The following is an 11,441-nucleotide window of genomic DNA, read 5'->3' as shown; positions in this document are numbered from 1 at the left end:
CCGTGTGACCCTCGGCTTCACCCCGTGACGGGCCGCCTTGCGAGCCCCGCCGGCACGCGCGGAAGGTGAACGGCATGACTCGACGACCCACCATCGCCGTCGCGCTCGACGGGGCCGGCTGGCACCCCGCCGCCTGGCGCGACCCGTCGGCCCGCCCGGCCGAACTCTTCACCGCCCGGTACTGGCGCGACCTCGCGCAGTTCGCCGAGCGAGCCGACGTCGACCTCGTCACCATCGAGGACGCGCTCGGCGTGCAGAGCTCGACGCTCTGGACCCCCGACGAGCGCGCCGACCAGGTGCGCGGCCGCCTCGACGCCCTGCTCATCGCCTCGTTCGTCGCCCCCGTGACGAGCCGCATCGGCCTCGTGCCCACCGTGACGACGACCCACACCGAGCCCTTCCACGTCGCGACCGGGCTGCAGACGCTCGACCTCGTGAGCCGCGGTCGAGCCGGCTGGCGCGCGCAGCTGTCGGGCTCCCCCGCCGAGGCCGCCCACTTCGGCCGCCGCACGCTGCCGCCCGTCGACGTCGCCGCGCTCCAGGCCGGTGACTCGGAGCAGATCCGCCCGGGCTTCGACGAGGCCCGCGACGTCGTCGAAGTCGTTCGCCGCCTCTGGGACAGCTGGGAGGACGACGCGATCATCCGCCACGCCGCCACCGGCCGGTTCATCGACCGCGAGAAGATCCACGGCGCCGAGTTCTCGGGCGAGTGGTTCGACGTGCATGGCGCGTCGATCGTGCCGCGCTCGCCGCAGGGCCAGCCCCTCGTCGCCGTGCTCGCGCACCAGACCATCCCCTACGAGCTCGCCGCGACGAGCGCCGACCTCGTGTTCATCACCCCGCTCGACGACGCGCAGTCGGTGTCGATCCTCGCGGAGGTGCGCGACGCCGAGGCCCGCACCGGCCGCGCCGGCCGTCCGCTCTCCGTGCTCGCCGAAGTGCTCGTGGTGCTCGAGTCGACGCCTGCTGCGGCACGTGCCGCGCTCGAACGGCTCGACGAGCAGAACGGCTCGCCACTGGCATCCGACGCCCTCGTGTTCGCCGGCACGCCCGAGCAGCTGCTCGAGCGCATCGACGCCTGGACCGCGCTCGGCTACGACGGCGTGCGCATCCGCCCCGCCCGCCTGCCGCACGACCTCGAGCAGCTCGCCGACTGGGTGCTGCCCGCACTCGGACGAGCGGATGCCGCGGGCACGACCCTGCGCGAACGGCTCGGCTTCGAGCTACCCGAGAACCGGTACACCGCCGCCCGCCGCACCGCCGGCCTCGCTGCCGCCGGATCAGCCGCACGATCGAACGAGGAGGCCGCCTGATGGCTGCGAGCAAGCCGGCACCGACCAAGCGCCAGGTGCACCTGGCCGCGCACTTCCCGGGCGTGAACAACACGACGCTCTGGGCCGACCCGCTGCACCGCAGCCAGATCGACTTCACGGCCTTCGAGCACTTCGCCCGCACGGCCGAACGCGGCCGCTTCGACTACCTGTTCCTCGCCGAGGGCCTGCGCCTGCGCGAGCACAAGGGGCAACTGCACGAGCTCGACGTCGTCGGCCGGCCGAACACGCTCGCCGTGCTCACCGCGCTCGCCGCGGTGACCGAGCACATCGGGCTGGTCGGCACGCTGAACTCGACGTTCAACGAGCCGTACGAGCTCGCCCGCCAGCTCGCGACGCTCGACCACCTCTCCGACGGACGCGCGGGCTGGAACGTCGTGACGAGCTCCGACGCGTTCCACGGCGCGAACTTCCGCCGCGGCGGGTTCCTCGACCACGGCGACCGCTACCACCGCGCGAACGAGTTCGTGAGCCTCGCCAAGGAGCTGTGGGACAGCTGGTCGGCCGACGCGATCGTCGCCGACCGCGCGTCCGGGCGGTTCCTGGCCGCGGATGCCGCGGACGAGGGTGCCGGTTCGGGCGCCTTCGCCCACCGCGGACCGCAGTTCGACGTGCGCGGGCGTTTCACGACCCCGGCGAGCCCGCAGCGCTACCCGGTGATCGTGCAGGCCGGCGACTCGTCGGACGGCCGCGACTTCGCGTCGGAGCACGCCGAGGTGATCTTCTCGCGGCACAGCGTGTTCGAGGAGGCGCAGGCGTTCTACGCCGACGTCAAGGGCCGGCTCGCAGGCTGGGGCCGCACCGAGGACTCGCTGAAGATCCTGCCCGCCGTGACCTTCGCGATCGGCGACACGCAGGCCGAGGCCGAGGAGGTCGCCCGCGAGACCTCGCTCGCGCAGGTCACCCCGCGCAACGCCATCACCGCGCTCGAACAGCTCTGGGGCACCGACCTGTCGTCGTACGACGCCGACGGCCCGCTGCCGACGTTCGATCCCGGCGAGGGCCCGGCCGACACCGTCTCGGGCAAGACCACCAAGGGCTGGGCGCCGCGGTTCCCGAACGCCGCGCAGATCGCGCGCGCGTGGCGTGCGAAGTCCGAGGCCGAGGGGCTCTCGATCCGCGAGCTCGTGATCCAGGTCGCCGGACGCCAGTCGTTCGTCGGCACGCCGTCGCACATCGCCTCCGAGCTCGACCGCTACGTGCAGGAGCGCGCGACCGACGGCTTCGTCGTCGTCGGCACGACCTCGCCGCACGGCCTCGACGCGTTCGTCGACCGCGTCGTGCCCGAGCTCCAGGAGCGCGGTGTGTACCGCACCGAGTACGAGCCCGGCGCGACGCTGCGGCAGAACCTCGAGCTGCCCGAGCCCGGCGCGCGCGTCGCGTCCGTGCGCGAAGCCGAGGAGGTGCGTCGTGTCGGCTGAGACGATTCGACCCGCGGATGCCGCGTCCGCACGCCCCGATGCCACCGCCCGCCGCGTACCGCTCGCCGTGCTCGACCTCGTGCCGATCGCCGAGGGTTCGACGGCCGGCGAGTCGTTGCACCGCTCGATCGACCTCGCCCGACGGGCGGAGTCGTTCGGCTACGCGCGCTACTGGCTCGCCGAGCACCATCTGAACCCTGGCGTCGCGGGTGCCGCGCCGCACACGTTCCTCGGCATCGTCGCGGCTTCGACCGAGCGCATCCGCGTCGGCACCGCCGCGACGATCCTCGGCAACTACGAGCCGCTCCAGGTCGCCGAGGCGCTCGGCACGGTCGCGGCGCTCTGGCCGGGCCGGGTCGACCTCGGGCTGGGTCGGAGCGGGCTGCCGCCGGCGAAGGCCGGGGGTCCGGATGCCGCGGCCCCGACCGCCGCCGTCCCGGCCGCCCCGCCGCTGCCCGCGGTGCCCGACGCCCCCGAGGCGGTCGCGGATCCCGCGCCGCTCGCGCCCAACGCCGTGGTCGACGGACTCGTCGTGCCGCCGCAGCGTCCGTTCCGCTTCGACTCGGCGCGGTTCGCGCTGCAGGCGAGGCTGCTCGGACGCACGGCCGGCGACGCGGCCCGCTTCGCCGACGACGTCGACGCCCTGCGCGACTTCTTCGCCGGCCCCGTGCGCTACGCCGACGACACCCGGCCCGACGGCGTGACCGTGCAGGCGCAGCCCGCGACCGGCACCCCGGTCGAGCTCTGGGTGCACGGGTCGAGCGCGGGTGAGAGCGCACGCCTGGCCGGGAGCCAGGGCCTCCGCTTCGGTGCGAACTACCACGTCGCCCCGAGCGGCGTGCTCGACGCGGTCGCCGAGTACCGCGCGCACTTCGTGCCCTCGGCCGAGCTCGAACGGCCGCACACGATCGTCTCGGTCGACGTGGTCGTTGCGCCGACCGACGCCGAGGCCCGGCGCCTCGCGGCCGGGTACGCGGAGTGGGTGCTCTCGATCCGCGAGGGCCAGGGCGCCGTGCCCTACCCGAGCCCCGAGCAAGCCACCCCCGACGCGGAGCTCTCGCGCATCGAGCTCGACGCCGTGCAGGACCGCCTCGACACGCGCTTCGTCGGCTCACCGGCATCCGTCGTCGCGCAGCTCGAGACCCTGCAGCGCGCGACCGGCGCCGACGAACTGCTCGTCACGACGATCACGCACGACCACGAGGCGCGCGTGGCGTCGTACCGGCTGCTCGCCGAGGCGTGGGGCGCCGGATCGTCGGCGGCCGAGTCGCCGGTGGCCGCGGCATCCGTCGACTCCGCAGCGCATTCCGTCGCCGGTTCCGTCGAACGCGACGGCCGAGCGGATGCCGCGGGCGAGCCGTCCGAGCTCGCGGTCGCCGCGGTCGGGGCGTGACGTCCGCCACGCACGGCGTGCGGATCGGTGCCCGGCCCACGACGCCGAGCACCCTGCACCTGGACGCCGTCGCCCGCGAGGCCGAACGCCTCGCGGGCGCGGCTCCGCCCATCTCGTCGCCGCACGAGGGGGCCGCGCCCGAGCTTCGGGCCTCCCTCGCCGCGGCCGTCGACGAACTCGCGCCGACACTCGGCGCGCTCTCAGCGCACCTGTTCGCGCTCGCCGAACCCGGGTTCGCCGAGGTGAAGAGCGCGGCGGCGATCGCCGAAACGCTCGAGGCACGCGGCATCCGTTCCGAGCTCGGGGTCTTCGGCCTGCCGACGGCGTTCGTCGCGGAGCTGACCGCGGCACCCGGCGCATCGGATCTCTCCGGAGCGCCCGGCGCCCCCGGCTCGACGATCGCGCTGCTCGCCGAGTACGACGCCCTGCCCGGCGTGGGTCACGCGTGCGGGCACAACTTCATCGCCGCGGCATCCGTCGGCGCGTTCCTCGCCCTCGCCGAGGCGAGGCGGCAGAGCCCGGCGAGCGTGCCCGGCCGGGTGCTGCTCATCGGCACGCCCGCCGAGGAGGGCGGCAACGGCAAGGAGCTGCTCGCCCGCGCCGGCGCGTTCGACGGCGTCGACGCCGCGGTCATGGCGCACCCGTTCGGCGCCGACCTCGCCGATCCCGTCTTCATCGGCCGTCGCATCGTGCGCATCGTGTACCACGGGGTCGCCGCGCACGCCGCGGCCGCCCCGTTCCAGGGCCGCAACGCGCTCGACGCCGCGGCGCTCAACTACCAGGCGGTCGGCCTGCTGCGGCAGCACCTGCCGCCAGGCGATCGCATCCACGGCGTCTTCGTCGACGGCGGCGCGCGCCCCAACGTCGTGCCCGAGCGCGCCGAGCTCGAGTACTACGTGCGCTCGCACGAGATCGCGACCCTGCGCGAGCTCTCGGCGCGCGTCGACGACATCGCGCACGGCATCGCCCTCGCGACCGGCACCGGCGTCGAGGTCGTCTGGGACCCGCAGCCGTTCAGCCTGCCGATCCGCCACAACGGTCCGCTCGCCGCGCGTTGGGCGCTGGCCCAGGCCGAGCGCGGGCGTCGCGTGCTGCGAGCCGCGGATGCGCCGGACGCGCAGGCCGCGTCGACCGACTTCGGCAACATCAGCCAGCGGCTGCCCGGCATCCACCCCGTCATCGCGATCGCGCCGCCCGAGATCGCGCTCCACACGCGCGAGTTCGCCGAGTATGCGGGCTCCCCCGCGTCGCTCGAGGCCGTCACGGATGCCGCGTACGGCCTCGCGGCGACGGTCGCCGACGTGCTGGCCGATGCCGACCTGCTGGCCGCCGTCCGCGCGGACTTCGAGGCGGCGGGCGGGGTCGTCGATGTCGAGCGCATGTTCGGCGAGGGCGCCCCGGAGTGAGGCCCGCGACATCCGCGACCCCCGTGCGACTTCGGGGTCGCACCTCCGGGCGCGTGCTCGCGCTCGGTGTCTCGACGGGGTTCGTCACGATCATCGACCAGGCGTCGTTCTCGTTCGCCGTGCCCGGGCTGCGCGACGACCTCGGTGCCGACGCCGGGCAGGTGCAGTGGCTCGTCGCCGGGTACTCGCTCGCGTTCGGGGCCGCACTGCTGCCGGGCGGGCGACTCGGCGACGTGCTCGGGCGACGGGTGCCGTACCTCGTCGGCCTGCTGCTCTTCGCGGTCGGCGGGATCATCGCGGCCGGAGCCGGTGATGCGAGCACCGCCGTCGTGGCCCGGCTCGTGCAGGGCCTCGGCGCCGGGCTCGTGAACCCGCAGGTGCTCGGATACTTCCAGGACCTCTTCACCGGCGCACCACGGGCGAAGGCGCTCGGCGCCTACACGGTCGCGGGCTCGATCGCGGGGCTCGTGTCGCCGCCCGCGGCCGGGTGGATCCTCGCGGCAGCCGCGCCCGGCCTCGGCTGGCGCCTCGTGGTGCTGCTCTCGGTGCCCGTCGCGCTCGCGCTGTTCGTGGTCGGGCTCGCGGTGCTGCCGGCGGGCCGGTCACCGGCGACCACGAGGTCGGATGCCGCGGACGGCCGTCGCGGCGGCCTCGACCTCGTCGGCCTCGTGCTGCTCATGGCGGCGATCCTCGCACTCATGCTGCCCGTCACCGCCGGGGTGCCCGGCGGCCCGCTCTGGCTCGTCGTCGCCGCGATCGCCGGCCTCGCGTTCACGGGCTGGGAGCGCCGGGTCGCGCGCCGCGGCGGATCGCCGGTGCTCGACCCGGCGCTCATGCGCTCGCGCGGTTTCATGCTCGGCACCGGGGTCGCGACGCTCATCTTCGGGGCGGGGCTCGGCCTCGGCATCGTCTCGACGCTCTACCTCATCGACGGCCTCGGGCTGCCGGCCCTCACGGCGGCGCTCCTGCTCGCGCCGCGCGCACTCGGCATGGCCCTCGGCAGCATGCAGAGCTGGCGCGTGGCCACCAGGTTCGGGCGCCGCGGCATCACGTTCGTGCTCGCGGCCGGAGCCGTGGCCGTGGCCGTCGAGGCGGCACTCGTGGCGACCGGCTCCGACGTGCTCGTGCTCATCGCACTCGTCGGCGTCGGAACCGTGCACGGCGTGCTCTACGGGCTGGCGATCCCGTCGAACCAGACGCTCACCCTCGACCATGCGCCCGCCCACGCGGCCGGCGTCGGCGCAGGGGTGCTCGCGCTCACCCAGCGCCTCGCGGGCGCCGTGTGCCTCGCGGTCGGCATCGGCCTCTTCCTCGCCGCTCCGACGCCCGCGGCGGGCTTCGCCACGGCCGCCGCGGTCTTCGCCGTGCTCTCGGCCGCCGCGGTCGCGATCTCGGCGTTCGACCGCTCCACCGTGCGCGTCGGCTGAGGTGCAGGCCCACCCGGTTACGCCCCGTGACGGCCGCCCGAAACCTGCCGTCACGACCTCCGAAAGCCCCTTGCGACCTGCCTAGCATTCCTGCATGACCGACACGCTGATCACCACGAACTCAGTCTCCGAGGCACCCGCCGCAGACGCGGCATCCGTCGCGCCCGAGGCATCCGTCGCTCCCGCTGTCGCACCTGCCGCCGCACCGACCGCCTCGATCGACCGCGCCGCCTTCGCCCGCGAGTGGGAGGAGTGGCACCGCGCCCACGAGGCAGCACGTGCGAGCGGCCACGGGTTCCTCGCCGTGACCGGTCTGTACTGGCTGGACGCCGAGCCGCAGCGCCTCGACGGCACGCCGGGCCTCTGGTCGACGAGCGACGCGGGCCCGGTCGTCGAGCTCGCCGAGGGCGAGGTGCTCGAGCTCGACGGCGTTGCGCTCGAGGGACGCCACGAGTTCGGCCCGATCCCCGAGCGCGGGGGGCTGACGCTCCGCTCGGGCGACCTCGCGATCGAGCTCGCGCGCCGCGGGGGCAACGACATCGTGCGTCCGCGCGACCCGGCGTTCCCGTTCCTCGCGGCCTACGCGGGCACGCCCACGTACCTGCCGAACCCGCGCTGGCTCGCGTACGGCCGCTTCGTGCCGTTCGACGCGCCCCGCGAGGTCACGGTCGACGCCGCCGTCGAGGGCCTGCAGCACGTCTACGAGGCGCCGGGCGAGGTCGAGTTCGAGCTGCGCGGCGAGACGTTCCGCCTCATCGCGTTCAACGGCCACGCGCCGGGCAGCCTCTTCGTGCTGTTCACGGATGCCACGAGCGGGATCACGACGTACGCCGCCAACCGCAGCCTCGCGATCGACGCGCCCGCCGAAGACGGCTCGGTGCTGCTCGACTTCAACCGCGCGGTCAACCTGCCGTGCGCGTACACCGACTTCGCGACGTGTCCGCTGCCGCCGGCCGGCAACAAGCTGCCCGTCGGCATCGAGGCCGGCGAGAAGACGCCGCTCGCGCGAGCCGAGGCGACCGCGACGGCGACCGCGACGGCGACGGCCGCAACGGCGAGCACGGAGGCCTGACCCATGCGGTTCCAGCTGCTCGACATCGTGCCGCACGTCGAGAACCCGGTCACCGGCCGGCTCGTGAGCGCGGCCGAGCGCCTCGACCAGACCGTTGAGTCCGCCCGTCGCGCCGAACGCCTCGGCTTCGACGCGTTCTCGGTCGGCGAGCGCCACGCAGGGCACTTCCTGTCGTCGTCGCCGACCGTGCTGCTCGGCGCGATCGCCGCGACGACCTCGCGCATCCGCCTGCACTCGGGCGTCACGGTGCTCTCGGTGCTCGACCCGGTGCGCGTCGCCGAGGACTACGCGACGATCGACCAGCTCTCGCGCGGCCGTCTCGAGATCACGATCGGCAAGGGCAACGAGGTCGCGCAGTTCCCGCTGTTCGGCCTCGAGATCGACGACCAGTGGGAGCTGCTCGCCGACAAGTACGCGCTGCTGCGCCGCCTCTGGCGCGAGACCGACGTCGACTGGCCGGCCACTCCGTACACGCGCGACCAGCACGCGACGACGACGCTCCCCCGCCCGTTCGCGGGCGCGCCGCGCGTCTGGCACGGCTCGGCCACGACCCTGGCGAGCGCCGCCCTCGCCGCGAAGTGGGGCGACCCCCTGTTCAGCGCCAACGCGATCCAGCCGCTGCAGAACTACGCGGTGCTCGTGCGGCACTACCGCGACGAGGTCGCCAGGCACGGGCACGACCCTCGCTTCGCCTACGTCGGCGCCGGGTCGGGCTCGCTCTTCATCGCCGACACCACGCAGCAGGCCAAGGAGCTCTACGGGCCCGTCTACGATGCTCTGGTGGCAGCGACCAACGTTCCGGGCAACAACACGCCCTTCCGCGACATCGATCACGCGATCGCCGAGGGGCCGGCGCTCGTCGGCAGCCCACAGCAGGTGATCGACAAGATCGCCCGGTTCCACGAGGCGCTCGGCCACGACCTGCAATCGGTGAGCCTGCCGACGACGCTCCCGATCGAGCAGCAGCACGAGCAGCTCGACCGGCTCGCCTCCGAGGTGTTCCCGGTGCTGCGCCGCGAGCTGCCGACCACCCTGTGGGGCGAGGGCGACCCGTACGCCGCGCGCCCGGCCTTCGCCGGCGGATCCGAGGCGGATGCCGCGGCCAGCGTCGAAGCGACCCGCACCGTCCGCGAGCCGGTGGCCGCCTGATGGCCGCGGCGACCGCGTTCACGATCCGCGCCGCGCGACCCGAGGAGGTCCCGGCCGTCGCCGAGCTCACCCATCGGGCGTTCGCGGCGGGCCCCTACGGGCACCTGCCGGTCTCGCCCGAGCGGCGCGCGCTCGTGGACGCGGTCGCCGAACGCGCGGCCGAGGGCACCGTGCTCGTCGCGGTCGAGGCATCCGATCCCGAATCCGACCGCGAAGGGCGAGCGGATGCCGCGGGCGGCCACCTCCTCGGAACCGCCAGCCTCGTGCGCTCCGCCTCGTCGCAGGCCCGGCTCGCCGTCGGCGAGGAGGCCGAGCTGCGCCTGCTGGCCGTCGCCCCCGAGGCCCGCGGACGCGGACTCGGCGAGGCGCTCGCCCTCGCCGCACAGGAGGAGGCCCTCACCTGGGGTGCCTCGGCCGTCGTGCTCGACACGGGCACGCTGAACCACACCTCGCAGCGGCTCTACGAGCGGCTCGGCTACGAGGCGTTCTCGCCCGTCGCAACCGAACCCGCCGATGCCGCGTCGCCCGAGGATCGCATCGACCACGTCGACTACCGCCTGCAGTTGCAGCTCCGCGACGACCTCGTGATCAGGCTCGTACGCGACGACGAGATCGACGCGGTCGCAGCCCTGTCAGTGCGCGCCTACGAGTACGCGTACGAACTCTCCGACGACTACCGCGCGTCGATCGCCGACGTCGCGCCCCGCGCGCTCGAGCACCAGGTCTGGGTCGCAGCCGACGCGGCGACCGGCGAACTGCTCGGCAGCGTCGCCACGCCTCGCCGCGGCAGTACGATCTCACCGCTGGCCCAGTCGGGCGAGCTCGACTTCCGCCTGCTCGCCGTCGACCCGCCAGCCCGCGGACGCGGCGTCGGCGAAGCCCTCACGCTGCTCGCGATCGAGCTCGCCCGCCTGCGCGGCCTCGACCGCGTCGTCATGAACAGCGGACCGCAGATGACCGGCGCCCACCGCCTCTACGCGAAGCTCGGCTTCGACCGCCTGCACGACCGCGAGCGCGAGATCGTCGACGGCGACCGGCGCTTCCGGCTGCTCGCGTTCACGATCGACGTGCCGCGGACACCCCGGGCACCTCGTCCGGCCGACGAGACGGCCGCCGCATGACCGACCACGACGTCATCGTCGTCGGCGGCGGGGCCATGGGCTCGGCCGCCGCCTGGCAGCTCGCCTCGCGCGGACGCGACGTGCTGCTGCTCGAGCGCTTCGCCGACGGCCACGCCAACGGCGCCTCGCACGGCGCGAGCCGCAACTTCAACGTCTCGTACGCGGATGCCGCGCACGTCGCCCTGCTCGTCGAAGCCGGCCGCCAGTGGGAGGAGCTCGAGGCCGAGACCGGTGCGAGCCTGCTCGCCCGGGTCGGCATCGTGAACCACGGCGACCACCCCGAGCTCGATGCCGTGCACGAGGCGCTCGGCGCCGCCGGCATCCCGAGCGAGTTCCTGCCCGCCGCGGAAGCATGCGACCGCTGGCCGGGCCTGCGGTTCGCGACGCGCGTGCTGCACACGCCGACCGCCGGGCGGCTGAACGCCGACGCCTCGGTGCGCGCACTGCAGCAGGCGGCCGCCGCCCGAGGCGCCGAGGTGCGCCACGAGACGCCCGTGCGCGGCATCCGCGTGCTCGACGACGACCTCGTCGAGGTCACGCTCGAAAATTCCACGGCCGGCGGCGCGGGCACCGTGCTGACCGCAAAGCGCGTGGTCGTCGCCGCCGGCGCCTGGACCTCGAAGCTCGTCGGCGGCCTTCTGCCGCTGCCCGGGCTCGTCGTCACGCAGGAGCAGCCCGGCCACTTCGCGGTGGTCGACACCTCGTTCGAGTGGCCCGGATTCAACCACCGCCCGGGCCCCGGCGACGAGTGGTGGTACTCGGGCGTCTACGGCATGCTCACGCCCGGCGAGGGCGTCAAGGCAGGCTGGCACGGCACCGGCCCCGTCGTCGACCCCGACCACCGCGACTTCACGGCCGAGCCCGTGCAGTTCGAGGCCCTGCGGCGCTACGTGCGCGAGTGGATCCCGGGCGCCGACGCCGACGCCGCCCGCGCGATCAGCTGCACGTACACGACGAGCCCCGACTCGGTGTTCGTGCTCGACGCCGTCGGCCCGCTCGTGGTCGCCGCCGGCTTCTCGGGCCACGGCTTCAAGTTCACGCCCGCCATCGGCCGCGTGCTCGCGGACCTCGCCGAGGGCCGCCCCTCTCCGGAGCCGTTCCGCCTCGCGCGCTTCGCTTGA

9 protein-coding genes are annotated in these 11,441 nt (G+C 74.5%); all 9 read left to right on the top strand.

Features of this window, described 5'->3' with window-relative positions; all coding sequences use genetic code 11:
• Positions 1–74: 74 nt before the first annotated feature.
• The 9 genes from ACFVS8_RS09045 to ACFVS8_RS09005 all read left to right on the top strand — a co-directional run bounded on the left by ACFVS8_RS09045 (position 75) and on the right by ACFVS8_RS09005 (position 11,441).
• Positions 75–1,313: an LLM class flavin-dependent oxidoreductase gene (locus tag ACFVS8_RS09045; RefSeq protein ID WP_387060509.1), complete on the top strand. Its 1,239-nt coding sequence runs from the start codon at positions 75–77 to the stop codon at positions 1,311–1,313.
• Positions 1,313–2,752 carry an NtaA/DmoA family FMN-dependent monooxygenase gene (locus ACFVS8_RS09040; RefSeq protein WP_387060506.1) on the top strand — a complete coding sequence of 480 codons (1,440 nt, stop codon included), beginning with the start codon at positions 1,313–1,315 and terminating at the stop codon, positions 2,750–2,752. Before ACFVS8_RS09045 ends, ACFVS8_RS09040 begins: the two co-directional genes overlap by 1 nt.
• A complete protein-coding gene (locus ACFVS8_RS09035) occupies positions 2,742–4,145 on the top strand; it encodes an LLM class flavin-dependent oxidoreductase (RefSeq protein ID WP_387060504.1) in 1,404 nt (467 codons plus the stop codon). Before ACFVS8_RS09040 ends, ACFVS8_RS09035 begins: the two co-directional genes overlap by 11 nt.
• Positions 4,142–5,551, top strand: coding sequence for an amidohydrolase (locus ACFVS8_RS09030; protein ID WP_387060501.1), 1,410 nt, complete (start codon positions 4,142–4,144; stop codon positions 5,549–5,551). Before ACFVS8_RS09035 ends, ACFVS8_RS09030 begins: the two co-directional genes overlap by 4 nt.
• Positions 5,552–5,574: 23 nt before the next feature.
• Positions 5,575–6,978, top strand: coding sequence for an MFS transporter (locus ACFVS8_RS09025; RefSeq protein ID WP_387060498.1), 1,404 nt, complete (start codon positions 5,575–5,577; stop codon positions 6,976–6,978).
• Between the two features lie 94 nt (positions 6,979–7,072).
• Positions 7,073–8,050, top strand: coding sequence for a DUF1684 domain-containing protein (locus ACFVS8_RS09020; protein WP_387060496.1), 978 nt, complete (start codon positions 7,073–7,075; stop codon positions 8,048–8,050).
• A gap of 3 nt (positions 8,051–8,053) precedes the next feature.
• Positions 8,054–9,199 carry an LLM class flavin-dependent oxidoreductase gene (locus ACFVS8_RS09015; protein WP_387060493.1) on the top strand — a complete coding sequence of 382 codons (1,146 nt, stop codon included), beginning with the start codon at positions 8,054–8,056 and terminating at the stop codon, positions 9,197–9,199.
• Positions 9,199–10,320 (top strand): GNAT family N-acetyltransferase, encoded by a 1,122-nt coding sequence (locus ACFVS8_RS09010; RefSeq protein ID WP_387060491.1) that lies wholly within the window; start codon positions 9,199–9,201, stop codon positions 10,318–10,320. The genes ACFVS8_RS09015 and ACFVS8_RS09010 overlap by 1 nt, the downstream gene beginning before the upstream one ends.
• Positions 10,317–11,441, top strand: coding sequence for an FAD-dependent oxidoreductase (locus ACFVS8_RS09005; protein WP_387060488.1), 1,125 nt, complete (start codon positions 10,317–10,319; stop codon positions 11,439–11,441). Before ACFVS8_RS09010 ends, ACFVS8_RS09005 begins: the two co-directional genes overlap by 4 nt.

Origin of the sequence: Agromyces sp. NPDC058110 (genome assembly GCF_042884735.1) — a bacterium.
Lineage (GTDB): Bacteria > Actinomycetota > Actinomycetes > Actinomycetales > Microbacteriaceae > Agromyces.
The sequence above is the reverse complement of the archived record's forward strand: the minus strand, read 5'-3'. Positions and strand labels throughout refer to the sequence as shown.

Coding starts and splice junctions, on each gene's coding strand:
- ACFVS8_RS09010 (WP_387060491.1), top strand. CDS start 9,199: ATGGCCGCGGCGACCGCGTTCACGATCCGCGCCGCGCGACCCGAGGAG.
- ACFVS8_RS09040 (WP_387060506.1), top strand. CDS start 1,313: ATGGCTGCGAGCAAGCCGGCACCGACCAAGCGCCAGGTGCACCTGGCC.
- ACFVS8_RS09045 (WP_387060509.1), top strand. CDS start 75: ATGACTCGACGACCCACCATCGCCGTCGCGCTCGACGGGGCCGGCTGG.
- ACFVS8_RS09005 (WP_387060488.1), top strand. CDS start 10,317: ATGACCGACCACGACGTCATCGTCGTCGGCGGCGGGGCCATGGGCTCG.
- ACFVS8_RS09020 (WP_387060496.1), top strand. CDS start 7,073: ATGACCGACACGCTGATCACCACGAACTCAGTCTCCGAGGCACCCGCC.
- ACFVS8_RS09015 (WP_387060493.1), top strand. CDS start 8,054: ATGCGGTTCCAGCTGCTCGACATCGTGCCGCACGTCGAGAACCCGGTC.